We start from the raw sequence: 25,531 nt of genomic DNA on the forward strand, positions 1-25,531 counted from the left end.
TAATCAGTTTTATTGCTGATTAGTGTTGAAACATCGCAGAGATAGACTCTTCGTTGCTGATACGACGAATAGTTTCAGCCATCATATCTGCAAGTGTTAGTACTTTGATGTTATCGAGTGCTTTTAATTCATCTGAAAGAGGTATTGAGTCAGTTACGATAACTTCGTCAATCACTGAGTCACGTAAATTCTCAGCAGCATTACCTGAAAGCACTGGGTGAGTCGCATAAGCAAACACGCGTTTTGCACCATGTTCCTTAAGTGCAGCTGCAGCTTTACATAGGGTGCCACCAGTATCAATCATATCATCGACGATAATACAGTCACGGCCAGCTACATCACCGATAATGTGCATCACTTGAGAAACGTTAGCTTGCGGACGGCGCTTATCTATAATAGCAAGGTCTTTGTCGTCTAACAGTTTTGCAATCGCACGAGCACGAACAACGCCGCCAATATCAGGTGAAACCACGACTACATCTTCAAACTTACGCTCTTTCATGTCTTCGATAAGCACAGGGCTTCCGAATACATTGTCTACAGGTACGTCGAAGAAACCTTGGATTTGTTCTGCGTGTAGGTCAACAGTAAGGACACGGTCAACACCAACACTTGATAGGAAATCTGCTACCACTTTCGCAGTAATTGGAACACGAGCAGAGCGCACTCGGCGGTCTTGGCGTGCATAACCGAAATAAGGAATAACGGCTGTGATACGACCAGCAGATGCACGACGTAGCGCATCAACCATGACGATTAACTCCATTAAATTATCATTTGTAGGAGCACATGTTGATTGGATGATGAATACATCTGAACCACGAACGTTTTCGTTGATTTGAACGCTAATTTCACCGTCGCTAAAACGGCCAACAACGGCATCACCTAACTCTATAAACAAACGTTTTGCAACTTTTTGAGCTAGCTCAGGTGTTGCGTTACCAGCGAAGAGCTTCATGTCGGGCACGGTAGGGTTCCTCAGGCACTGAATTTTTTTGGACTAACATGCAATGACCATGAAATAAAAAAGTCAAAACAAGCTAACTTAAACAATTTACTTCTAGTTTTGCCAAGCGCGTAATTGTCGATGACAAATTGACTCACTTGTATTTTGGGCAATAAAGCCCTGCCAAGATGATGGTAGAGTTTCGAGCACACGCAGCGCTGCCTCACGATTTTCAAACTCCGCGAAACAACAAGCTCCAGTACCAGTCATTTTGGTTGGTGCATATTTTAGCAACCACGTGAGGGTCTTTTCAACCTCGGGGTAAAGCTTTTTGACAAGAGTTTGACAGTCATTGCCTGTATCCGAGAGTTTCCAACCGTTTTTAAGCTTAGGAGTAGCACGAGGCAAATCTGGATGCGTGAAGACTAATGCAGTGCTGACATGAACCGGCGGGGCAACCACTAAATACCATTTTTGTGGAATATCCATTGGCTCAAGCTGCTCCCCAATACCATGTGCAACGGCTGTTTTACCTTCGACAAATACAGGTACATCCGCACCTAAACCTAAGCCTATTTTTGCAAGTTCTGAAATAGTAAGTTGACATTGCCAAAGTGTATTTAGTGCCAGCAATGTGGTTGCTGCATCCGAAGAGCCCCCTCCAACCCCTCCACCCATAGGTAGTTTTTTATTTAGGTGGATTTCGACTCCTGCTGTAACTTTTTTGTACGGCTCGAGTGTTTTAGCGGCTTTATAAATGAGGTTTTGCTCAAGTGGGATATCCGCAATGTCGCCAGTAATAATGATATTTTGATTGGTGTCGGTGAGTGTAAAGGCTAACTCATCGCCAAAATCTAAAAAAGTAAATAAAGTTTCTAGCTCATGGTAGCCGTCTTCTCGACGACCGTTGATATGCAGAAAAAGATTTAATTTTGCCGGAGCGCTTAGTGTCAGTGTCTTCATTTGAACTGCCATGAAGTGATTAATACTTTGACCTCAATGTTGGTCGATGAGAGTTTCATACGGCTCGGTAACCACATGCCATCTTGCATTTTATATTGTTGATAGGTGATTTGCCACACTCGGCCTGATGGGCTTTGCCATTGTGTATTGCTTATTCTACCAAGATCATCAAGTTTGTTGGCTGGTGCTTGAACTTGTCCAGTTAACCACTGTGGAGCTTGGTTTACAGGTAGCGACAGTCCACTTAAGCGTTTGACTAAGTCACTACTGTCCATACCTTTGTGGACATTGTCTTCAAAGGTCAGTTCAGAGTGTGTGTCTAGCTCAGCAAGTTCAAATATACGGGTGCCGACAAAGCTAGTTAAGATCAGATTTTGTTTGTTTTCCTTTAAATACCAATTAAAGTTGGCTGATTGACGATTGTCTGGAGCAATGAATGCAAGTTTACCTCGAGCTTGCCAATTTTTTTGTTGTTTTAGCTTAGAGCGCCAGTCTTGTGCCGCATTTTGCTGAGGTAATTGTTGCGCACAGCCTGTTAAAATTAATAAAAATATGAGTAAAATCAAATGAAGTTGTCTCAAAGGCCTTTCCTTACTTTCCATATTCGATTGATTTTTGGTAAAATTGCCGACTTTAAAGCAGGGCTCGAGCAATACTGGCATCTATGACCATCATCGCACTTGGTATCAATCACAAAACCGCGTCTGTAGAATTACGTGAAAAAGTGGCGTTTTCTCCAGAACAGCTTACAGAAGCATTGCACCAACTCCAACATTCTTCGCAGTTTAAAGAATCTGTGATTGTGTCGACCTGCAATCGAACCGAAATCTATTGTAGCCTTGAGTCTGCTGATCCCCAAGCATTACTCAATTGGCTATCTGAGTTTCATAACATAGAGCAACGAGCCTTAACGGAAAATGTCTATGTGCATATGAACCAAGATGCCGTAAACCATTTAATGCGTGTGGCTTGTGGGCTGGACTCTTTGGTACTCGGTGAACCGCAGATCCTTGGGCAAATCAAACAGGCGTTTAGTACAGCAAAGCAACATCAAGCTATTCATCCGACCTTTGAGAGACTATTTCAAAAAACATTTTCAGTGGCAAAGCAGGTGCGTACAGAGACAGACATTGGTGCCAGTGCTGTTTCAGTCGCCTATGCCGCGGTAAATTTAGCTAAGCACATTTATGGCCAGTTAGACAGAACACAGGTATTACTGATAGGGGCTGGTGAAACCATTGAACTGGTAGCAAAACACCTCTCGCAGCATAACCCTAAATCTATTACTGTTGCGAATAGAACCATTGAGCGTGCGCAAAACCTAGCAACAGAAATAGGCGGGAGTGTGATTTCGTTGGCACAGCTTCCTGAGGCGTTACCTGATGCCGATATTGTCATTAGTTCCACGGCCAGTACTTTGCCGATTATAGGGAAGGGTATGGTTGAGCAGGCGCTTAAAAAGCGTCGACACAAGCCAATGTTATTTATCGATATTGCAGTACCTCGCGATATTGAAAGTCAGGTATCAGAGCTAGATGCTGCTTACCTTTACTCTGTTGATGACCTTCAGGCCATTGTGAATGAAAATTTGGCAAGCCGTGAGCAGGCTGCTATTGAAGCGCAGCAAATTATTGATGTCCGTACCCAAGAGTTTTCTGAGTGGCAGCGCTCGCTGCACTCCGTAGATGTCATTCGGCAATATCGCCAAAGTGCACAAGAAATAAAAAATGAGCTCGTAGAAAAAGCGTTAAATCAGCTACAATCGGGCAAAGACGCAGAAAAAATTATTATCGAATTAGCAAATAAGCTGAGTAATCGACTAACCCATGCACCCACACGCGCCATTCAAGAGGCTGCGAAAGAAGGTAATATCGACAAGTTAGCGCAACTTAAGCAAACATTAGGAATTGAGCAGGAATAACAGTTAATGAAAGAGTCTGTATATCGTAAGTTAGAAACCTTAGTAGAGCGCTATGAAGAAGTGCAAGCCATGCTAAGCTCACCTGAGGTAATTAGCGATCAGAACCGCTTTCGCGCCTTATCTAAAGAGTTCTCAGAATTAGAAGATGTAGTTAAAGCGTTTACAGCCTACCAACAGGCTCAGGAAGACGTAGCAACTGCAGAAGAAATGCTAAAAGACTCAGATCCAGATATGCGAGAAATGGCGCAGGAAGAGTACAAAGAAGCCAAGGCAGCTATTGCAGCACTTGAAGATGACCTCCAGGTACTAATGTTACCTAAAGATCCAAAAGACAATAATAACGTGTTTTTAGAAGTGCGTGCGGGCACTGGAGGTGATGAAGCTGCCATTTTTGCAGGTGATTTATTCCGTATGTATAGCCGCTACGCAGAAACACAAAAATGGCGCGTAGAAATCATCAGTGCCAACGAAGGTGAGCATGGTGGTTATAAGGAAGTGATCGCAAACATTAGTGGTGACGGTGTTTACGGAAAACTTAAATTTGAGTCTGGTGCGCACCGAGTGCAGCGAGTACCTGAAACAGAGTCGCAAGGTCGGGTACATACTTCTGCGTGTACAGTGGCGGTGATGGCAGAAATTCCTGAAGCCGAAGCCATAGAAATTAATCCATCAGATTTAAAAATTGATACTTTCCGTGCCTCAGGTGCCGGTGGTCAGCACGTCAACAAAACGGATTCTGCCATCCGTATTACGCACTTACCAACAGGTGTAGTGGTGGAGTGTCAGGATGAGCGTTCACAACATAAGAACAAAGCTAAAGCCTTGTCAGTACTGAGCGCTCGTTTACAACAAGCTGAAGACGAAAAGCGAGCCGCAGCAGAAGCGTCTGAGCGCCGTAACTTAGTAGGTAGCGGTGACCGCTCTGAGCGTATTCGTACCTATAATTATCCTCAAGGACGTATCACTGACCACCGCATAAATTTAACACTTTATCGCCTAAACGAAGTAATGTCGGGAGAGCTTGGTGCGGTTATTGATCCGCTTGTGATTGAATATCAGGCCGACCTACTTGCAGCAATGAGTGATGGCGATTGATGTCAGTGCTCACTATTGCTCAGGCTATTGCTTGGGCAACTAAACAACTGCATGACTACTCCGAATCAGCAAAGCTAGACAGTGAAGTGCTGTTACTGCACGTCATTGAAAAAAACCGCACTTACCTCTTTACATGGCCTGAAGCGGAGCTCTCAAAGCCTCAACAATCATTGTTCGAAACTTACATCAAACGTCGCATCACCGGTGAACCAGTCGCACACATTACCGGCCAAAGAGAGTTCTGGAGCTTACCGCTTAAGGTTAACAACAGCACACTTATTCCAAGACCTGATACAGAAACATTAGTAGAGCATGTACTCACACTGACCATGCCAAATGATGCAAAAGTGCTAGACTTAGGCACAGGCACAGGAGCAATTGCGTTAGCTTTAGCGAGTGAATACCCCTCATGGGAAGTCACCGCGGTTGATGCTTCAGCGGCAGCAGTTGCGTTAGCTAAGGAAAATCAAGCTCAGTTAGGCTTTGATAACGTGACCATTTTACAAAGTGACTGGTTCGACGCTTTGGCTGAGCAGCGGTTTGATCTTATCGTCAGTAATCCACCGTATATAGATGAGGAAGATCACCACTTATCTCAAGGCGACGTTAGGTTTGAGCCGCGCAGTGCGTTAGTCGCTGAGAAGCATGGTTATGCTGATATTTTTCATATTATTACCTGCGCCAAAAGGCACTTAAACGCTGGCGGTTATCTACTACTCGAACATGGCTTTGAGCAAGCGAGTAAGATCCGTCAGTTTTTTGCAGAAATGGCGTATATTAATATACTTACCATAAAAGATATGGCAGGGTGTGATAGAGTGACGTTGGCAATGCTGCCTTAAAAGCCACGAATCCACACCAGAATTAGGCGCTACAATAGGATCCGCAATATGGATGATTTTTTGTTTTCAGATGAACCCGCTGATGTAGTAGAACCTGAAAAGGTTGGTACTTGGAAGGTCATTATTGTTGATGATGAACCTGAGGTGCATGCGGTGACTAAGTTGGCGCTCAGTGACTTTGAGTTTCAGAATAAACGGCTCGAGTTTATTAGTGCCTATTCCGGCGAGGAAGCAAAAAAAGTTGTGGATAGTCACCCTGATGCAGCGGTTGTACTGCTTGATGTGGTGATGGAAAGCGATGATGCCGGCTTACAAGTTGCTAAGTACATTCGTGAAGTAGCCAAGAACAACCACATCCGTATCATTCTAAGAACGGGGCAGCCTGGCCAAGCGCCAGAGCGCCAAGTGATTGTCAACTATGATATTAATGACTACAAGTCAAAAACTGAACTGACAGCGCAAAAGCTTTTTACCGTCGTGATGTCGAGTTTGCGTTCGTATCGAGATATTCTGGCTATTGACCAATCTAGACAGGGGCTGGAAAAAATTATTAAAGCATCTCGAGATATTTTCGCGACACATTCAATCGAGAGCTTTATAGAAGGAGTGCTTCAGCAGTTGACGTCGCTCCTTGGCACTGTTGATCAGGCAATGTATGCAACTTCCCTTGCAGCAGGTAAAGAAGCTGGACAAAGCAATGACCAGTTAGTGGTGTTTGCAGGGCGCGGTGAGTTTGAAAGCAGCGAGGGTAAACCTATCGCTGAAGTGCTAAGCAGTGACCAAATGGATGCTTGCCTAAAAGCGCTTCAAGAAAAAGATATTGTTTATAAAGATAATTATCTATTTGCGTATTGTTCTAGCGATTATAACCACGCTTCGATGCTGTTTGTGTCTGGGATCCCTGAGTTTTTAACTGAAACGCAAAGACACCTGATTGATATTTTTGCGCAGAATATGCAGTTAGCATACGAAAACGTGCAGCTTCAAGCTGAAATAGAAGATACCCAGCAAGAATTAGTGATCCGCTTGAGCGAAGCGTTGGAGTTACACTCTACAAACACAGGAAATCATGTGAAAAGGGTGGCTTATCTGTGTCATGCCTTAGCTAAGGAGATAGGTTTGTCCGACAAAGAGGCAGAGCTTGTCAAAATGGCATCACCTCTACACGATGTCGGCAAGGTGGGGATCCCCGATGCCATTTTAAACAAACCGAGTAAGCTTACAGATGAAGAATGGAAAGTAATGCAGACCCACACAGAAAAAGGGTTTGAATTACTCAAAGACTCACGCCGAGAAATTGTCAGTGCTGGCGCGTTGATAGCTAGAGATCACCATGAAAAATGGGATGGTAGTGGCTACCCTAAAGGGAAAAAAGGTGATGAGATCCACCTTTACGGCAGGATTGTAGCGCTGGCAGATGTATATGACGCACTACGCCACAAGCGCTGTTATAAAGAAGCATGGAGCAAAGAAGACGCACTGCGCGAGATTACCGCACAAAGAGGTAAACACTTTGATCCTACACTTGTAGATGTATTCAATCGCTGTATAAATGAGTTAGAATCAATCTTACAACGATTCCCTGACTAGAGATTTTTATGGATTATATGGCGTTAAAACACACGCATTTATTGTTTGTGGTATTGAGTATTGTGCTGTTTTACACCCGTGCATTTTCACGCTTGGGTTCTGGCAAGTTAGCAGCAAATAAAGGTGTGTTCATTACCAGTCACAGTGTTGATACTTTATTGCTGATCACTGCTGTTGTTCTAGCTGTGACTGCAGGGTTGAGCCCAGGGCAGCAGCCTTGGTTGTTACAAAAAATTATATTAGTGTTTGGTTACATAGCACTTGGTTTTGTGATTGCAAAAGCAGGAGCTAAGAAAATAAAAATAATAGCCCTTGGCACAGCAACGCTTGTATTGCTGGCAATCGCACACTTGGCTGTTAGCAAGCAAAGCTTGCTTTTTTAACCGACATCATAGCGCTTCTATAGCACCTCTGTAATTAACCGAGATTCGGTTTAATTAGTTCGCGACTAGGATTACTTTTTTACGCCTTTTGGCAATATGACAAAAAGTGGTAAACTAGTCGCTCTTAATAAAAGCATTCAAGAGAAACTGAATTCTATGAAGAATGATATCTGGTTAGATGAGAATGACTTATCTCTCGATGACAATTCAGATGCATTTTCCTACCCACCCTTGATCCGTTGTATCAAGGCTGAGCAAAGTTGGGATGCACAAGCTGACACCAATGAAACGTTATGTCAGTTAGCTGAACTTGAATTTGCCGTGGATGAGATCCGCCAAAAACAAAAAAACCAGCATAAGTGTTTAGATGGCGTTTTAGATGCTTTTTATACTCAGTGGTTATTTAGTGGCAGTAGTCAAGACGTTCCTGAGTACAAACTCAACAGCGTATGTTATGCACTTTCAATGCGCAGCGGCACCAATACTGCACTAGGACTTATTTTAGTTCACTTACTTGAGCGCGCAAAACTCAATGCGAGCTTGGCCTTAAGTCAAGGTGAAATTATTGTTCATGTTGCACTGAGTGAAGAAGAAGGATATGTCGTTGAACCAAGCTCTGGTCATCAAACTTGGTATATTATGCCGGAGAATGAAAGTAAAAAAGACCAAGAGCAAGATCAAGAACCAATGGAGCTGATTTTCAACGAAGAATCCGTAAAGCTATACCTATCTCAGCAAAAATGGGCCTTTATTGCAGTAGAAAAGTTTGGTCATGCGTTGAGTTGTGTTGAACAACTAATGGATATATTAGGCGATGATCCTTATGAACGCCGTGATAGAGGTTATTTGTTGAATCAATTAAATTGCCCAAAAATGGCAAAGGATGATTTGCAATTTTTTATTGATGAATGTCCTGACGATCCGACTATTGAAGTGATCCAACACCAAATAAAAGAGTTGGCCGATCATAACAATATTCTGCATTAAAAATAGTGTCATAAAAATAATAACAGCGAGGAGTTATGGAGCAAAGTACTGCGCTTGTTACAAATAATGCGGTCATTATGGGACTGTTGGCCGTAATCCTAGGCTTCGTTTTTTACACCTCTAGCCAAAAGAGTGGCTTTTGGGCGAAGTTTTACAAGTATATTCCCGCGCTATTAATGTGTTATTTTTTACCGTCATTGCTCAACACATTTGGTATCGTTGATGGTAATAACAATGATGTATATACCGTTGCAAAGTATTATTTGCTCCCTGCTTGTCTAGTATTGCTCACTTTAAGCATTGATCTTAAGTCTATCGCTGGGTTAGGCAAAAAGGCAATTATCATGTTCTTGACGGGAACGGTGGGTGTGGTGATTGGTGGTCCAATTGCGCTTTTACTTACAGCTACTTTTATGCCAGAACTACTCGGTGTAACTGGTCCAGAAGCCGTATGGCGCGGTATGGCCGCGCTTGCAGGAAGCTGGATTGGTGGTGGTGCCAATATGGTGGCTATGAAAGAGATTTATGGTGCAGGCGGAGAAATCTTCACCATCATGGTAACGGTTGATATTGTTGTCGCAAATCTGTGGATGGCGTGCTTGCTCTATATGGCGGCGCGAAATAAAGAAATTGACGCTAAAACGGGTGCAGATACCTCCTCAATCAACCGACTAATTGACAAAGTCCAGGCGTTTGAGGCTGAGCACGCAAGACGTCCAGAGTTAAAAGACTTTATGATCCTTGTTGGGTTTGCCTTTGGCGCTACGGGGTTGGCGCACTTTGCTGCTGATCTACTTGTGCCATTTTTCAGCGCTAACTATCCAGAACTAAAGAAATTTTCACTTCATAGCAAGCTTTTTTGGATCATTGTATTAGTGACAACGATTGGGTTGGCGTTATCGTTCACCAAAGCTCGCCAGTACGAAGCGGTTGGCGCGTCAAAAATTGGCTCAAGCTTTTTGTACATACTCGTTGCAACGATAGGCTTACACATGGATATTACCAAGATTGTGGAAGCACCTAAATATGTTGTTATTGGTGTTATTTGGATGGCGGTGCACGTCGGGCTATTATTTATTGTAGCTAAAATTATTAAAGCTCCAGTGTTTTATATTGCTGTTGGCAGTAAAGCAAACATTGGTGGTGCAGCATCAGCCCCGGTAGTTGCTTCGGCATTTCATCCCGCGCTTGCGCCGGTTGGGGTGTTATTAGCGGTACTTGGCTATGCGCTTGGTACATATATGGCTTGGTTATGCGGACAATTGCTTCGTGTGATTGGTAGCTAAAGGATAAAAAATGAATACAGATATTATTAACGTCGCGGGACGTGAGGTTGCTAACGATAAGCCATTTGTACTGTTCGGTGGCATGAATGTGCTTGAGTCACGTGACTTGGCAATGCAAATCGCAGAGCATTATGTTGAAGTGACGAGTAAGCTTGGGATCCCATACGTATTTAAAGCGTCATTTGATAAAGCCAATCGCTCGTCAATCAATTCTTACCGTGGCCCTGGCATGGAAGAAGGCTTAAAGATTTTTGAAGAAGTCAAAAAGACTTTTAATGTACCAGTGATCACTGATGTACATGAGCCATTTCAAGCAAAACCGGTAGCAGAAGTTGCGGATGTTATTCAATTACCTGCCTTCTTAGCCCGTCAAACTGACTTGGTTGTCGCGATGGCAGAAACTGGCGCGGTGATAAATGTGAAGAAGCCTCAGTTTTTAGCGCCACACGAAATGCGTCACATTATTAAAAAAATTAATGAAGCTGGTAACGACAAGGTGATCTTGTGCGAGCGTGGAAGTAGCTTTGGCTACAATAACCTCATTGTTGATATGCTGGGAATGGATGACATGAAGCGTATGGCACCAGTGATTTTTGATGCGACACATGCGCTACAACGCCCTGGTGGCCGTAGCGATTCTGCTGATGGCCGTCGTGCTCAAGCAGCAGAACTTGCTCGAAGTGGTATGGCGCTGGGATTAGCTGGACTTTTTATTGAGGCGCACCCAAATCCAAATGAAGCAAAGTGTGACGGCCCTTGTGCGCTGCCGCTTGCTAAGCTTGAAGGCTATTTACAGCAAATGAAGGCAGTAGATGAGCTTGTTAAAAGTTTTGCGCCACTGGACACCAGTGCTGCTGATTTATAATCTATAGCCAAGCAATTTTGTGTGACTTGATTGCTTGGGTATATTAATTGCCCGCGTATTGCGGGTTTTTTTATAGGCATGAATAAATGTCACGACGAGTTCCACCATTAAACGCATTAAAGGCCTTTGAAGCGGCGGCACGGCATCTGAGCTTTACCAAAGCAGCAGAGGAGCTGTATGTCACGCAGGCAGCGGTTAGTCATCAAATTAAAATCTTAGAAGAACATCTTGGGCTAAAGTTGTTTTTACGCAAAAACCGCTCGCTACTGTTAACCGAGGAAGGGCAGGGCTATTACCTCGATATAAAAGATATTTTTTCACAGTTAATTGATGCCACTGAAAAATTGCTGGCGCGAGGTGCAAAAGGCTCGCTGACGGTGAGCCTGACGCCGAGCTTTGCGATTCAATGGTTGGTGCCAAGGCTCAGTAATTTTAATGAATTGCACCCAGAAATCGATGTACGGATAAAAGCTCAGGACCATGATGACAATTCATTAACCGACGATGTAGATGTAGCGATTTACTATGGCCGTGGTAACTGGAATGGTGTGCAAACCCATAAATTACATACTGAATATTTCGTGCCATTATGTAGCCCATTTTTATTAACGGGTCCAAAGCCGTTAAATCAGCCAAGCGACCTCGCGCAACATACTTTATTGCATGACACTACTCGGCGAGCTTGGAAGGCATGGATGAAAACCGCGGGAGTCAGAAACGTTGCGGTCAATACAGGGCCTATTTTCAGTCACTCCTCTATGGTATTACAGGCCGCAATTCACGGCCAAGGTGTGGCGCTGGGCAATAGCGTACTGGCAAGGCCGGATATTGATGCGGGTCGACTGGTTATTCCATTTAGTCATCACCTTGAAAGTAAGAACGCCTACTACTTAGTATTTAGAGAGTCGCAATCGGAACTGGGTAAAATTGTCTCATTCAAAGAATGGATGCTCGGTATGGTAGAACACGAACAAGAGTTAAATAGTTTATGAGCACAGTAAATATTGAATGGCACTATGCAGAAAACCCAGTTGCACAATTTATTTTTGCCCACGGTGCTGGCGCTGGCAGTGACAGTGACTTTATGCAAAAAATGGCTAAGTTACTTGCTGCGGCGGGGGTTCAAGTGGGCTTGTTTGACTTTGAATATATGCAGCAAGCAAAACGCGAAGGGAAAAAACGTCCGCCTGAACGCGCTCCAAAATTACTCGCTTACTTTGAGCAAGTCTTAGCGGCGGTCGAGCCTGATTTACCGCTATTTATTGGTGGTAAATCGATGGGGGGGCGCATGGCTTCGATGTTGGCCTGCGAGACATCAGTAAATCTTCAAGGTGTTTTGGCATTTGGTTATCCGTTCCATCCGCCGGGAAAACCTGAAAAACTGAGAGTAGATCACTTTCCTGAGCTAAACTGCCCAATGCAAATTTTACAAGGTGAGCGGGATACCTTTGGCAACCGCACTGAAGTGGATGCGATGTGCTTCCCAGAGCAAATAACGGTAAAGTGGCTAAAAGATGGCGATCACTCATTAAAGCCGCGTAAAGTAAGCGGTGTTAGTGAAGCTGAAAGTCGTGCCAATGCAGCAGCAATTGCTGCTAGCTTTATCAAGGAACATTGTCATGGCTAAACTTTATCTCATCGTGGGTAGTGTATTTTGCTTGCTGTCTGTGGCGCTTGGGGCTTTTGCTGCACATGGTCTAAAAGGCCGTCTAAGCGAGTATGCGATTGGCATTTTTAATACTGCTGCACAGTACCAAATGACCCATGGCCTTGCCATTATCGCGACTGCATTTTTAATCAAATGGGGGCTAAAAGTGCAGCTCGTAGGTGGCTTTTTTATCGCTGGCGTATTGCTGTTTAGTGGCAGTCTATACTTACTGGCGTTAACTAATATGAAGTGGCTGGGCCCTATTACGCCTATTGGCGGCAGCTGTTTTTTGATAGCTTGGATCTTATTGATTATTCAAGCTGCTAAATCTTCCTTTTAATTAAGTCTTACTGAGAATCTGATGTCGAGTATCGTTATCTATTGTCGTGGTGGTTTTGAAAATGACGCCGCTGCTGAAATTAATCATTATGCTGCAAAGCATGGTATTGCAGGTTATGTAAAAGCCAAACCTAATACTGCGTACGTAACGTTTGAGTGTTTTTCGCCTAATGATGCTGAGACATTAGCAAAGAAAATAGACTTTAAAAAGCTGGTATTTGCTAGACAGTGGTTTGTTGGTACTTTGCAAACAGATATGCCGATTGAAGATAGAGTCAGTGTGATAAAAGAGGCGGTGCAGGACTTCCCCTTGTGTGGTGAGCTGCGTGTAGAAACACCGGATACCAATGAGGGGAAAGAGCTTTCTAAATTCTGTAAAAAGTTTTCGACGCCTTTATCAAAAGCGCTTGAAAAGCAAAACAAACTGACTCGTGAGGTAAAGTCTGCCAAACCTGTGTTGCATGTGCTGTTTTTAGCGAATAACACAGCGTATGTGGGTTATTCATTCAGTGATAACAACTCACCTTTTTTTATGGGGATCCCGCGCCTTAGAATGCCTTCGGATGCGCCAAGCCGCTCTACTCTTAAGTTAGATGAGGCATTTCATGTATTTGTGCCAAAAGCTCAGCAAGAAACGCGTGTGAGATCAGGCATGCGAGCAGTTGACTTGGGGGCGTGTCCGGGTGGTTGGACGTACCAGCTTGTGCGCCGTGGTATGTTTGTTGCTGCGATTGATAATGGACCCATGAATGAAGACTTGATGGAAACAGGACAAGTGAAACACTTCCGTGAAGATGGGTTTAAGTATCGCCCAGAAAAGCGCAATATTGATTGGTTGGTTTGCGATATGGTTGAGAAGCCCACCCGAGTCGCAGACTTGATGGTAGATTGGGTAGTTAATGCGTTTGCTCGTGAGCTTATATTTAACTTAAAGCTACCAATGAAAAAGCGTTTTGACAGTGTGTATGAATGTCTCACTTTAATTCATGAAGAGCTGCAAAAATACAATGTTGACTACGAAATTCAAGCAAAGCATTTATATCACGATCGCGAGGAAGTCACGGTGCACATTAATGTATTGAAAGTACCACAAAACTTGTATAGCTGATTGGTAGATGCTTATTTGTGGTAGGTGCGATTTTACATCTCGAGACTTTTACAAAATCGCCGTGTAAAACGGCTCCCACCCCAAGTGGTTCGCTGATTTGTGGTAGTAGCGATTTTACATCTCGAGACTTTTACACCATCGCCGTGTAAAACGGCTTCCACACGAGAGGTTCGTTTATTTGTGGTAGGAACGATTTTATATCGCGAGATTTTTACAAGATTGCCTTGCAAAACGGCTCCCACACGAGTGGTTCGCTGATTTGTGGTAGGAGCGATTTTACATCGCGAGATTTTTACACCATCGCCGTGTAAAACGGCTCCCACACAGAGTAGCTTATTTGTGGCAGTAGCGATTTTATATCGCGAGATTTTTACAAGATTGCCTTGCAAAACGGCTCCCACACGAGTGGTTCGCTGATTTGTGGCAGGAGCGATTTTATATCGCGAGATTTTTACACCATCGCCGTGTAAAACGGCTCCCACACAGAGTAGCTTATTTGTGGTAGGAGCGATTTTACATCGCGAGATTTTTATACCATCGCCGTGTAAAACGGCTCCCACCCAGAGGGTTTGCTTATTTGTGGTAGGAGCGATTTTACATCGCGAGATTTTTACAAGATTGCCTTGCAAAACGGCTCCCACACAGAGTAGCTTATTTGTGGTAGGAGCGATTTTACATCGCGAGATTTTTACAAGATTGCCTTGCAAAACGGCTCCCACACAGAGTAGCTTATTTGTGGTAGGAGCGATTTTATATCGCGATCTTGTTACAAGAATGCGATGCATGGCTGCTCCCGTATGCGTTTAGTAGCTTGTCACTCGGTTGATTTCCGTCAGTGATGTCACGCCAGCTGCTGCTTTTTTTAAGCCAGATTTGCGCAAGTTATCAAACCCTGATTTTTCCGCTTGTTCAGCAATTTCCAGTGAATTTCCACCTTCCATGATTAAATGGGAAATCTCAGGGGTGATCTTTACGACTTCATAAATACCCACTCGACCTTTATAGCCGTCGGTGCAGCTGTCACAGCCTTTTGGTGCAAAAAGAGTGATCTCCTTAATTTGATCAGCGCTAAAGCCTTGTCCCAGTAGTGCTTCGTCAGGCAAGGTTTCTGGCGTCTTACATTTAGGGCAAAGACGTCTTGCAAGACGCTGAGCAATGATCAGGCTGACTGAGCTGGCTACGTTATAAGCTGGCACACCCATGTTCAAAAGGCGGGTAAGGGTCTCTGGAGCTGAGTTTGTATGCAGTGTACTTAACACCAAATGGCCGGTTTGCGCTGCTTTGATGGAGATCTCTGCGGTTTCAAGGTCACGGATCTCACCAACCATCACAATATCAGGATCTTGGCGCAGAAACGCTCTAAGGGCATTGGCAAACGTCATATCTGCTTTAGGGTTGATCTGAACTTGGTTTATACCTTCAAGGTTTATCTCCACAGGATCTTCCGCGGTACTGATATTTCGCTCTGGTTGGTTAAGAATATTCAAACCGGTGTATAATGATACAGTCTTACCTGAGCCCGTTGGGCCAGTAACCAAAATCATCCCCTGTGGTTGCTCAAGCGCATCCAGATACAGCTTTTTTTGTTCAGGTTCGTAACCTAGTACGTCAATCCCCAACATAGCGCTTGAAGAATCTAAAATACGCATTACGATTTTTTCACCCCACATGGTCGGGAGTGTACTAACACGAAAGTCGATACTTTTACGCTCAGATATTTTGAGTTTAATACGACCGTCTTGAGGCTTTCGCTTCTCTGCAATGTCTAAGTGAGCCATGACCTTGATACGCGCAGCTAGGCGTGTTGCCAATGTATTAGGGGGGCTCGCCATCTCATGTAGCAATCCATCAATACGAAAGCGCACTCGGTATTTCTTTTCATATGGCTCAAAATGTAGATCCGATGCTCCTTTTTTTATCGCATCCATCAATATCTTATTGATGTAAACAATGATTGGCGCATCATCTTTGTCTTCACTGGTATTTTGGGGTTTTGGCTCCTCTTCAACGTCAAGATCAGCAAACTCTTTAAATTCAGCCTCTGAAATCGACAGTCCGCCGGTGGCATCAAACAATTGATCGATTTTAGTCTCGAGCTTTTTATAGTCTGCAACTAACACTTCACATTGTAGCCCAGTGCTAAATTCAAAGTTTTCAAATGCACCAAAATCAGTGGGATCTGATGCTGCAACATACAGTTTTCGACCTTTTTGTACCAGCGGCAAAATATGGTGTTTGCGGATCAATTTTTCTTTGACTAGTGCTTGTGGAACTTCACTGACATTAAAATGATCTAGATTAAAGTAAGGAACTTTAAACAACTCCAAACATTCTTCAGCGAGTTCTTTTGAACTCATTCCTGAGCTGAGGCATATCAATTCAGCAGTGGTGTTAGCTTCTGACTGGCGAGATTTTATTTGCTCGGCAGTGACTCGCCCGAGAGTAATAAACTTACGCAGTAGTGGGGAATGATGTTCCATAGTACCTCTTTGCCTTCACATTCAATGCTTGTTCAATATTTATTATTACGCTGAGTGTAGATTAAATTATGTCATTTTGACTACTTACCCAAGACGCAGTTCCTTATGTGTGCCGCTTCTGCTGTATTTTTGCTTCAGTTAAAAATGTCTGGTGTAGTGTGTCTAACGCTTGCAAACTTTCTTCGAGCGGACGGTCGTTGTTTAATATGTAGTCTGCTTTTTTCTGCTTTTCTTGCCGTGGCATCTGCGCTGCAATAATACGCTTTACCTGAGTAGGGTCTACATTATCGCGTTTTGTCGTTCTTTGTATTTGTGTTTCAACTGACGCATCAACGAGTAAAGTGGTATCGCAATAACGTTCTAGGCCATTTTCAAATAACAACGGTGCGGACAAGATAACATAGTCGCTTTGTGCTTCGTTTAGCTGCGTGAGCAGTGTGTTACGTATCAGCGGGTGTAATAGCGCATCGAGCCACTGTTTTTTATGATCATCTGCAAAAATAATCGCTCGTAATTTGGCTCTGTCTAACCCCCCATCTGCAAGGAGAATATTGTTACCAAACTTATTAACAATGGCCTGTAGTCCTTGAGAGCCTATAGCCACGACTTCACGGGCAACGATGTCAGCATCAACGACAGTAATCTTTTTTTGTTGTAAATGTTGGGTGATCGCAGTTTTGCCCGCACCAATGCCACCTGTTACCCCTAAAATCCAGTTATTTGTTTTTAGCATTGTTTTTCATCACATGATTAAGTTAACGTACCAATGCTGAAGCTGCTCGCCATACATCAAGGTGATCCAGCCAGCGATGGCCAAATAAGGGCCAAATGGAATCGGCGTGGCTTTGTCACGACCCTGAACACTTAATTGTATACTGCCAATAATGGCACCAACTAGGCTAGACAATAAAACGATGGTTAAGATGGCTTCCCATCCCATCAAGGCACCAAAAATAGCGAGCAATTTAAAATCGCCATAGCCCATGCCTTCCTTTCCGGTCAGCAATTTAAATAGCCAGTACACACTCCACAAGCTCAAGTAGCCAACGGCTGCGCCAATAATTGCCGTGCCAGGAGACACTCCCACACCTAAACTGCTGGCAATAAGCACCAACCATAATGTTGGCAAAGTAAGTTGATCTGGTAATAACATTTCATCGATGTCAATAACCGTGAGCGCGACCAACACCCATGTAATAACGATATAAAGGACAGCTTCAAGGCTTGCACCAAAGTGCCAAGCAACCCAAGTTGCTAGTATTGCGGTTATTAATTCAACAAGCGGATAGCGCACAGAGATAGACGCACTGCAATGGTGGCACTTGCCTTTTAATAGTATCCAGCTTAGCAGAGGTATATTTTGCCATGCTTTGACAGGTGCTTTGCAGCTTGGACAATGAGAGTTTGGCTTGACTAAATTAAATGTTTCGGTATCTGTGCTTGGTGGCGTTTTAAGCTCATCAGCAAGTAAAACTCGACATTCTGATTGCCAGTTGTTTTGCATCATTTTGGGTAAACGGAGTATAACCACATTTAAAAAGCTACCGATACAAAGACTAACAACAGCTACTGTCAGTAACCAATACCATAATTGTGTTTGCATCAAGTGAATAATGTCGTGCATAAGTCGTGCGCTTATTTTTATTTAAGTGAAACTTCCGAGTCGCGCTCGGTACCTATTTACTAGACTGTACTTGATGTCTAGATGTGCGGCAGTGTACCACATCAAGTTGAGAATAACGCAACACTGCCAAACGGTCTAAACCACAGAGCCCAGCTGGAAAATAGGTAAGTACATTGCGATAATGAGGCCACCAATAAGAACGCCTAATACGACCATAATAAGTGGCTCTAAAAGACTTGAAAGGCCGTCGACGGCATCGTCCACTTCCTGCTCGTAGATATTAGCGACTTTAGCAAGCATACTGTCTAACGATCCAGACTCTTCACCAATTGACACCATTTGCACTACCATATCAGGGAATACTTTGGTGTTGTGCATCGCCCAGTGCATTTGGTTACCGGCATTGACCTCGGCCTTAATTTCTCGAATGGCATTTTTATAAATGATATTTCCTGACGCGCCAGCAGCCGAGTCTAGTGCATCACCAAGCGGTACACCAGCGGCGAAGGTGGTTGAAAGGGTGCGTGCATAACGGGCAACGGCCGCTTTTTTTAAAATATCGCCTACAATAGGCAGTTTTAAGATCATGCGATCATTAAAATGTTTAACTGCACTACTGCGAATGAGCATTTCTTTATAGGTATAACCAAATAAGCCAACACCAATTAAAAATACCCACCAGTATTCTTGCAAAAACTCAGAAAAGCCTATCACCATTAGCGTGAAAGCTGGTAGCTCCGCACCAAACCCATTAAATATATCTTGGAATTGGGGAACAACAAAAATGAGCAAGATGGAGGTGACAATTAGCGCCACGACGATAACTGCAATAGGGTAGAAAAGTGCTTTTTTAATTTTTGATTTTAGCGCTTCGGTTTTTTCTTTATAGAGTGCTACTCGGTCAAAAATTCTGTCTAAGGCACCTGATTGCTCACCAGAGTGGACTAAATCACAATAAAGTTCGTCAAAATATCTTGGATATGCGCGGAGCGCTTTTGCAAGGGGTTGACCGGCTTTGACTTCATCAGCGACATGTCCCATAAGTTTAGATAGAGACTTGTTTTTTGTACCTCGTGCCAACATTTCCAATGTTTGTACTAGGGAAACGCCAGCTGTTAGCATCGTGGCAATTTGTCTGGTGATAGTCGCAATGTCTTGCGAGGTGATTTTTTGTGTACCAGACAAACCAAATAGAGGTTTGGGCTTGCGTTTTACCTTGGAAGGAGTAATGCCTTGCTTTCGTAACTGGGCTTTGACTAGGGCAATGCTTGAACCTGTTATCTCACCTTCTAAGCGCTTACCTCTATTATTTACTCCGACCCAAATAAAGGTGTCTAAAGTATTGCTAGATTCGATAGATTTCTTATTCATGGATTAGAGTGTTTGATTGAAAGGTGAATGGGGAGAATAACCCTCCCCAATACTTAATTAGCAAAGGTTTGTGATGCTTGCTGTTGTACAAGATCCACTTTTTGTGAATACGTACGTTGAAGGTGCAGGATCTGCTGGATCAATTGTTGGTGGAGTTAAAATATATGTAAAACCACCTGCTACAGCATTACCTGTTGCTGTAATCACACCTGTAGTCTCTGTAATTGCTACGCTTGCTAAGTTAGTTGTAGCTGTTGGTGCTGCAATACCTAACTCACCAAAAGAGTCACATGCTGTAATGACATTATTGTTTGTCTGCAAACACTCAGTCATAGTAGTTCTTACTGATGCACCAGCGGTAACTACTTCAGTAAAGCGAGCTTTAACAGTGTAATCTTGATAAGCAGGCAGTGCCACTGCTGCAAGAATACCTACGATTGCAACTACAATCATTAGTTCGATTAGGGTAAAACCACCCTGTTGTTTTTGAGTCATGATGTGTCTCCTAAATTTTAAGTGACTTAACGTTACGATGTTTACGTTAAGCGTTTATTAAAACCTTTGCAATAATCACCAATCTATTCTATCAACAAACTGGCTGGTGCTTTATCTTACATACCAGAAGGTGGTGTTTAGCATTTGCTATTGATTTCACCTAACTCAATATATCTTCTTGAGATTTATCTGGTATGCCTGTGAGCCGTCCCTAATCTTTTATGAGTGTAGCACTTAATTAGTTCTCGCGTTCACAATTAACAAATACTTTAATAGTAAACGTTGAGCGCAGCAATCAAATTTTAATAATAAATTATTGATTTTTTTGCGGTAGCGCAAACTTTCCTAATATAGGTTCAAAAAAGAGATGGAACTAACCGTTACTGAACTTTAAGAACTTGTTACACTCTAATTCTTTTGTCGTATTTAACGGGTTTTCAGTAAGTTTGTCAATGAAATAGACAAGTTTCTCTATTACGCAGGATTACAGATAAACAGACGATTTAGGGCGTTAAAAACGCCCATAAAGATAACAATGATTATTCAAATCGCATTGACAGATCAATACTTTGCACGTGTTTGGTCAATGCGCCACTGGAGATAAAATCAACACCGGCTTGTGCGTAGGTTGTGAGCGTCTCTATTGTCATGTTACCAGACACTTCCAGTTTTGCTTTGCCTTGAGTAACCTCTACCGCTTGGATAATTTCATCCACGCTGAAATTATCCAACATAATAATATCGCTGCCAGCATCTAAGGCTTGTTGTAGTTCGTTTAGATTTTCCACTTCAACTTCTACCGGCTTGTCCGAGTGGTTGTTACGCGCAGTTGCAACAGCGGTGGCGATGCTGCCGCACGCTGCGATATGGTTTTCTTTGATAAGATACGCATCAAATAGACCAATGCGATGATTTTCACCACCACCGCACTTAACTGCATATTTTTGCAATGTTCTTAATCCTGGAATGGTTTTACGTGTATCTAATAGCTTGGTTTGCGTGCCAGCTAACACCGCAACATAGTTTGCAGTGGTGGTTGCAGTACCCGACAAAGTTTGGACAAAATTCAGCGCGGTGCGCTCAGCTGTTAAAATAGCTCGAGCGGAACCTGTGGCTGTGAATAAGCGAGTGTTAGCAACAACGAAGTCACCGTCGTTGACTAGCACTTCAACAGCGACACTTGGGTCGACTTGCTTGAAGACTTCTTCAATGATTGCTTTACCTACAAACACACAGTCTTCTCTGGTGATCACATAAGCATGAGCGTGTTGCGACTGAGGGATTAGGGCTGCGGTAATATCGCCATCATTTGGAGTTTGGTAGTTGAGATCTTCATCTAGTGCCATCGTTACCAACTGGCGGATCAGGTTTTGGTCAATCATAGAGTTGTCTTTTTGTTGTTTGCTGCAATAGTCGAATTTTACGCGCCTTTGCAAAGGAGTACAATTGATGGAGGCAATTTCATCGCACAGCATAAAGATATACCGGCAGATAAAAAGAATGTAATAACGTGGCTAAAATTTGCGCCTACCTTTTGTCTTATTTTGTCTTTATAATCGACGCTAACCCAAAGCATGGAATTAAAACTTTGAATTGGCTACCTTTTGCAGAACGAACGGCATCACCTCACTATAATGAACGCCCCATTGGGTGTGAGGTTGATTTGTTGGTCATTCACAATATCTCGTTACCTGCGGGGTGTTTTGGCACGCCTTATATCGACGCACTTTTTATGGGCAAACTTGATTGTCATGCTCATCCAACATTTGCTGATCTCAAAGGGCTTGAAGTGTCGGCGCACTGTGTGATCAAACGCGATGGCAGCATCACCCAATATGTCTCATTTAGTGAGCGAGCATGGCACGCTGGTGTGTCCCAGTGGCAGGGAAAAGCAGGGTGCAATGATTTTGCTATCGGGATTGAATTAGAGGGGACAGACACCATCGCCTACACTCAAGCGCAATACATGAGTTTAGTAAAAACAACGCGTTGGCTTCAGCATTACTATCCAAAAATCACAAATGATCGTATTGTGGGACATAACGATATTGCACCCGGGCGTAAAACAGATCCCGGCGCTGCTTTTGATTGGCAACACTATTTTTCCTTGTTAAATAACCAAGAGAGTTAAGTAAGCATGATTCTAATTTCTATCATTATTGCGCTTATAATTGAACGACTCGGCGCCCGTGCGCAGCACTGGCAAGCTGACTTTTATCTGCAAAACTATCACAGCAAAACCAAATCATGGACACGTTCAGGCGGTATATTAGGAACACATTTGGGTATTATGATTTGGCTTGTGCTGCCTGCTTTAGCGGTTGCGCTAATTTATAACTTTAGCGACTTTGCGGTTTGGCAGTTTGCAGTCAATATTTGTATTTTGCTGATTTGTTTTGGTTGTGCCAAATATCGCAAGCTGTACAAAGGATACTTAAATGCCTTAACTCGAGGTGATAACGAGGCGGCATCACTGTATGCGTGGCAGATGGGGCAAGATAAACTGGAAGATGAGCCTGGCGGCGAGACTTTTGGACAGACCCTTTCTTGGATTAACTTTCAACACTATTGTGGCGTGATATTTTGGTTCGTGGCACTTGGTGCTCCGGGGGCGGTGTTGTATGCGGCAGTTAGGCAGGTTGTACACTGGCAACACGAGCAAGAGGCTCCGCCTATGCAGCATGTATCTGAGCAACTATGTAGGCTGTTTTATTGGCTTAACTGGATACCTGCACGGATCGCCAGTTTTGGTTTTTTGATCATCGGTAATTTCACCAAGGGCACCTCCACTTGGCTAAAGCATGTATTAGATTTCAAAACCACAAATCGAAAGATAATCACAACCACAGCGTTAGCAGCTGAACAGATTGAACAGCAATTTTTAGGGTGTACCTTTGAGGCCAGTTGTATGATGCGTTTGGTTAAACGCAACATTTTATTTTATCTCGTTATTATCGCTATTTTAACTTTGTTTGGCTGGATAGAATAACCTCATTTTATATAACAATTAGAATCGACAAGAGCGGCCGTATGCGCTCGTTGCCACAACGTCATACGGCTAATGCTTAAAGTTGGCTTCTAGCCAGTGTTTTTTCTTTTCTTCCATAGCGTGAATAAGTGGTGCATCAAATCCCATGTTATTGATCACATATTCACTTACATCAACCAAATCACAGACACCTGTAATTGACCACAGCGCTTCTTCTAAGTCCTTGGCTTTATGAATCGCGTAATGACTGACGTAGCGCAATTCATTGGCCAAGTAATCCATATCTGGGCGACCAGTTTTTGATACGTAGAGCTGATATACGAATAATAGGTCGTTGCGCAATGCTTTTTTAGCGAATAGATATAAGCTATCAAGTGATTCCTCTTGTGCAATGACTTGTGAGCTTATCGCTTCATGCTGTGTTTTTTGCTCCGAGTCAAACTTGATAAAAACCAAAAATTTCAGCGGCTTATCCTGCCTAGTTTGCCCTTTTAACACGTCACTTAGCTTTTCTTCGACAAAGCGCTCAGGAAAAATCGCTTTTGCATCTATGGTGTTGTCACTGTTATCGCTAAAAGAGTGGAGCAGGTGGTGCAAGGATGTCGGGTACAGGCCTTGGCCGATAGCACCAACGGTATTGTGCGATGCTTCTTTGTGCAAATACAGTGGAAACTGACATACTGATTTTGTCACCATATTACGTAGTGCTGTGGATAACCCCGGGACTTTTGGCGCCTCGTCACAGGCAACTAATTTGTCTTTGTTGTTGTCTATTAATACTTTAAAGAAGCTCATTGCATTATGGTCAAGCTGACCAATTTTTTGCACCTTTAAGTTGATAATAGTACTGGTTTTATTGACCATCATAACTTCATAGCGCAACTTGGTTAAATTGTGCTGCTTAGTTAGCTTCTGTAGATCCACTAAGTCAAGGTGAATAGAGTCTCCCTTTTTAACGGGGATCGCTTCTTCACACTCCACTTGCAATCCCATAACCGAAAAGTCACGGGTAACACAATTGAATACGCCATGACCATCAACCGTGACAATCGCTGCCGTTTTATAGAGATAGCGGCGATGCGCCCTGAGATTAACATACTCCAATGCAACGACTTCGAGCGAAGGTGGCGTTGATGACTTGCCGTGGCCAAACTTTTTGAGCTGATTGACTAGCGATTTTTCATAATTGAGGTGTAAAAAACGTTCGCTGATTGACGGGGTTGTGACGTCGGTCAATTGCATTAAGTATTTTACATTTTGGATAAACCCTTGCACTCGTGGTGACGGGCGTTTGTTAAGCTTTTCAACGTTTTTCCCCGCGCTCGCAGGCAAGGATAAAGGAATAAAGGCATCTTCATGATGACTTGGCATTAATTGCACTTTAAAGCTTTTAAAACTGTCTTTTTGGCTACCAAAGGCAAAAAACAGATCGTTAAGCTGCGGCAGTTCGGCTAACTCAAAATCAAACGCAGAATAAAAATACATTTTACCTTGGCTTGAGTGAGTGAATACATGGCATACCGCCTCTTTTACCGCACCAGTTAATTCAAGTAGGCGTTGCACTCGCTTTTGGTTGAATACGCTGTATAGTGCTGATTGTTTCTTTTCATCTTCAAAGTAATAATTAAGACCCGCATTATTCTCATTAGTGAGTACCATACTTGGAAACAGTTTTTGTTGCTTTTCACTTAGAAAAACAAACAAAGAGCACACTCGTGGCAAATAATACTGCTCATAACCTTTACAGACTACGGCATCTAAGGTGTTATCTAAATTAATTTTGTAGCGACGTTTGTTACCATGAATAAAGCTGTTTAAAAAGTCATCGAATCCTTGGTTTTTTTCGATAAACGTTCTTTTTAAACGCACTTGGTTATATTCTATGGTGCCAGGCTCAACAGCGACCACCTCATACTGGATCCCTTCTTTTAAACCAAGTTCAAAATCTTGTTCAAGGCCAACCAAACGTATTGAGATAATTTGACCAGGGTCAACTCGCTGATTGGTCGGTAATTTTATTTTTGCACCACTTAATGAAATATCTGAAGTTGTGGCTGAAATCTTAGGTTGGTTTTGTGCTAACTCAACCGTAATTTTAATGGAGTAATTCATTCGCTCTTCAGAGCGGCTCTCATAAGAAGCAAACCGAATAAGCTTTGTATAGTTATGGTTTTCAGCGTCTTTTTCTACTTCTTCTTCACGCTCTTTTGCTTGCTTCTGCATCACCTTGTAGTTGTTTTCGGTGCACATCACGGCTTCATAAACAGCTAGGGTATAGCCGCCATGTCTTGCCACTTCCTGCTCAAAAACATCGATAGCAACATCATCCATAAAATGCTGTTTGCCCTCGTATTCATAAGGCTTAACTTGACCAGCAACTTGTCCTCTGAGGTCAATAAATCTAGCCACGGGCTGAGACAACCTAGACATTTCCATTTTCAGTAGAAATTGATCTGGCTTGGATAGCTCCGCAGTGCGTTGCTTAAAAATGCGATCAAAAGCAGGGTCGCCAAGATCCAGCTTTAAATCATCAATTAAGCTCTGATATTTTTGTAATCTATCTTCAGGCATAAATAGTTTTACACGCGCTCGTTTTAAT

The 25,531-nt window shown here is 43.1% G+C and carries 24 protein-coding genes; 14 read left to right on the forward strand and 10 right to left on the reverse strand.

Going from position 1 to position 25,531, the window contains the following annotated elements; all coding sequences use genetic code 11:
- Window positions 1-19 precede the first annotated feature (19 nt).
- From J8Z24_RS04225 to lolB, 3 genes are all read right to left on the reverse strand, one after another.
- Window positions 20-967, reverse strand: coding sequence for a ribose-phosphate pyrophosphokinase (locus tag J8Z24_RS04225; RefSeq protein ID WP_176033870.1), 948 nt, complete (start codon window positions 965-967; stop codon window positions 20-22).
- Between the two features lie 93 nt (window positions 968-1,060).
- Complete coding sequence (ispE, locus tag J8Z24_RS04230; protein ID WP_252095328.1) at window positions 1,061-1,909, reverse strand: 4-(cytidine 5'-diphospho)-2-C-methyl-D-erythritol kinase; 849 nt, start codon at window positions 1,907-1,909, stop codon at window positions 1,061-1,063.
- Complete coding sequence (lolB, locus tag J8Z24_RS04235) at window positions 1,906-2,490, reverse strand: lipoprotein insertase outer membrane protein LolB (RefSeq protein ID WP_176033868.1); 585 nt, start codon at window positions 2,488-2,490, stop codon at window positions 1,906-1,908. The genes ispE and lolB overlap by 4 nt, the downstream gene beginning before the upstream one ends.
- Before the next feature lie 83 nt (window positions 2,491-2,573).
- On the opposite strand from lolB, the gene hemA reads away from it, so the two are divergent.
- The 12 genes from hemA to rlmM all read left to right on the forward strand — a co-directional run bounded on the left by hemA (window position 2,574) and on the right by rlmM (window position 13,973).
- A complete protein-coding gene (hemA, locus tag J8Z24_RS04240) occupies window positions 2,574-3,830 on the forward strand; it encodes a glutamyl-tRNA reductase (protein ID WP_128731920.1) in 1,257 nt (418 codons plus the stop codon).
- 6 nt (window positions 3,831-3,836) lie between these two features.
- Window positions 3,837-4,925, forward strand: coding sequence for a peptide chain release factor 1 (gene prfA / locus J8Z24_RS04245; RefSeq protein ID WP_125250445.1), 1,089 nt, complete (start codon window positions 3,837-3,839; stop codon window positions 4,923-4,925).
- Entirely contained in the window at window positions 4,925-5,767 is an 843-nt protein-coding gene (prmC, locus tag J8Z24_RS04250; protein ID WP_252095329.1) for a peptide chain release factor N(5)-glutamine methyltransferase, read from the forward strand. The genes prfA and prmC overlap by 1 nt, the downstream gene beginning before the upstream one ends.
- 48 nt (window positions 5,768-5,815) lie before the next feature.
- Entirely contained in the window at window positions 5,816-7,357 is a 1,542-nt protein-coding gene (locus J8Z24_RS04255) for a response regulator (RefSeq protein ID WP_125250443.1), read from the forward strand.
- An 8-nt stretch (window positions 7,358-7,365) separates the two neighbouring features.
- Window positions 7,366-7,740, forward strand: a complete 375-nt coding sequence (locus J8Z24_RS04260; protein ID WP_125250442.1) for a SirB2 family protein — start codon at window positions 7,366-7,368, stop codon at window positions 7,738-7,740.
- Between the two features lie 156 nt (window positions 7,741-7,896).
- Window positions 7,897-8,727, forward strand: a complete 831-nt coding sequence (locus tag J8Z24_RS04265) for a tetratricopeptide repeat protein (protein ID WP_170178651.1) — start codon at window positions 7,897-7,899, stop codon at window positions 8,725-8,727.
- A 35-nt stretch (window positions 8,728-8,762) separates the two neighbouring features.
- The gene (locus tag J8Z24_RS04270) at window positions 8,763-10,013 is read left to right on the forward strand and encodes a DUF819 family protein (RefSeq protein ID WP_128731916.1); all 1,251 of its coding nucleotides are present in this window, start codon (window positions 8,763-8,765) and stop codon (window positions 10,011-10,013) included.
- Window positions 10,014-10,023: 10 nt separating this feature from the next.
- The gene (gene kdsA / locus J8Z24_RS04275; protein WP_125250439.1) at window positions 10,024-10,878 is read left to right on the forward strand and encodes a 3-deoxy-8-phosphooctulonate synthase; all 855 of its coding nucleotides are present in this window, start codon (window positions 10,024-10,026) and stop codon (window positions 10,876-10,878) included.
- An 86-nt stretch (window positions 10,879-10,964) separates the two neighbouring features.
- Window positions 10,965-11,870, forward strand: a complete 906-nt coding sequence (locus tag J8Z24_RS04280; RefSeq protein WP_010370478.1) for a transcriptional regulator GcvA — start codon at window positions 10,965-10,967, stop codon at window positions 11,868-11,870.
- Complete coding sequence (locus tag J8Z24_RS04285) at window positions 11,867-12,505, forward strand: alpha/beta family hydrolase (protein ID WP_176033865.1); 639 nt, start codon at window positions 11,867-11,869, stop codon at window positions 12,503-12,505. The genes J8Z24_RS04280 and J8Z24_RS04285 overlap by 4 nt, the downstream gene beginning before the upstream one ends.
- Complete coding sequence (locus J8Z24_RS04290) at window positions 12,498-12,866, forward strand: DUF423 domain-containing protein (RefSeq protein ID WP_128731913.1); 369 nt, start codon at window positions 12,498-12,500, stop codon at window positions 12,864-12,866. Before J8Z24_RS04285 ends, J8Z24_RS04290 begins: the two co-directional genes overlap by 8 nt.
- Window positions 12,867-12,887: 21 nt before the next feature.
- A complete protein-coding gene (rlmM, locus tag J8Z24_RS04295) occupies window positions 12,888-13,973 on the forward strand; it encodes a 23S rRNA (cytidine(2498)-2'-O)-methyltransferase RlmM (protein WP_176033864.1) in 1,086 nt (361 codons plus the stop codon).
- Window positions 13,974-14,776: 803 nt separating this feature from the next.
- Here the strand turns inward: rlmM and pilB are convergent.
- The 6 genes from pilB to nadC form a co-directional block, all read right to left on the reverse strand.
- Window positions 14,777-16,453, reverse strand: coding sequence for a type IV-A pilus assembly ATPase PilB (gene pilB, locus J8Z24_RS04300; RefSeq protein ID WP_128732187.1), 1,677 nt, complete (start codon window positions 16,451-16,453; stop codon window positions 14,777-14,779).
- A gap of 103 nt (window positions 16,454-16,556) precedes the next feature.
- Complete coding sequence (coaE, locus tag J8Z24_RS04305) at window positions 16,557-17,186, reverse strand: dephospho-CoA kinase (protein WP_252095330.1); 630 nt, start codon at window positions 17,184-17,186, stop codon at window positions 16,557-16,559.
- 9 nt (window positions 17,187-17,195) lie between these two features.
- Complete coding sequence (locus J8Z24_RS04310; protein WP_176033862.1) at window positions 17,196-18,077, reverse strand: prepilin peptidase; 882 nt, start codon at window positions 18,075-18,077, stop codon at window positions 17,196-17,198.
- Window positions 18,078-18,212: 135 nt separating this feature from the next.
- A complete protein-coding gene (locus J8Z24_RS04315; RefSeq protein ID WP_252095331.1) occupies window positions 18,213-19,448 on the reverse strand; it encodes a type II secretion system F family protein in 1,236 nt (411 codons plus the stop codon).
- Window positions 19,449-19,505: 57 nt separating this feature from the next.
- Window positions 19,506-19,943 carry a pilin gene (locus tag J8Z24_RS04320; RefSeq protein WP_128732190.1) on the reverse strand — a complete coding sequence of 146 codons (438 nt, stop codon included), beginning with the start codon at window positions 19,941-19,943 and terminating at the stop codon, window positions 19,506-19,508.
- Window positions 19,944-20,482: 539 nt separating this feature from the next.
- Window positions 20,483-21,325, reverse strand: a complete 843-nt coding sequence (nadC, locus tag J8Z24_RS04325) for a carboxylating nicotinate-nucleotide diphosphorylase (RefSeq protein WP_128732191.1) — start codon at window positions 21,323-21,325, stop codon at window positions 20,483-20,485.
- 206 nt (window positions 21,326-21,531) lie between these two features.
- On the opposite strand from nadC, the gene ampD reads away from it, so the two are divergent.
- Window positions 21,532-22,074: a 1,6-anhydro-N-acetylmuramyl-L-alanine amidase AmpD gene (gene ampD / locus J8Z24_RS04330; RefSeq protein WP_125250429.1), complete on the forward strand. Its 543-nt coding sequence runs from the start codon at window positions 21,532-21,534 to the stop codon at window positions 22,072-22,074.
- 6 nt (window positions 22,075-22,080) lie between these two features.
- Entirely contained in the window at window positions 22,081-22,932 is an 852-nt protein-coding gene (gene ampE / locus J8Z24_RS04335; RefSeq protein WP_176033861.1) for a beta-lactamase regulator AmpE, read from the forward strand.
- A gap of 69 nt (window positions 22,933-23,001) precedes the next feature.
- Here ampE and J8Z24_RS04340 read toward each other — a convergent pair whose 3' ends face one another.
- Window positions 23,002-25,503 carry a PilZ domain-containing protein gene (locus J8Z24_RS04340; protein ID WP_252095332.1) on the reverse strand — a complete coding sequence of 834 codons (2,502 nt, stop codon included), beginning with the start codon at window positions 25,501-25,503 and terminating at the stop codon, window positions 23,002-23,004.
- Window positions 25,504-25,531 lie beyond the last annotated feature (28 nt).

The organism is Pseudoalteromonas sp. SCSIO 43201, from assembly GCF_023716725.1.
Taxonomy (GTDB): domain Bacteria; phylum Pseudomonadota; class Gammaproteobacteria; order Enterobacterales; family Alteromonadaceae; genus Pseudoalteromonas; species Pseudoalteromonas peptidolytica.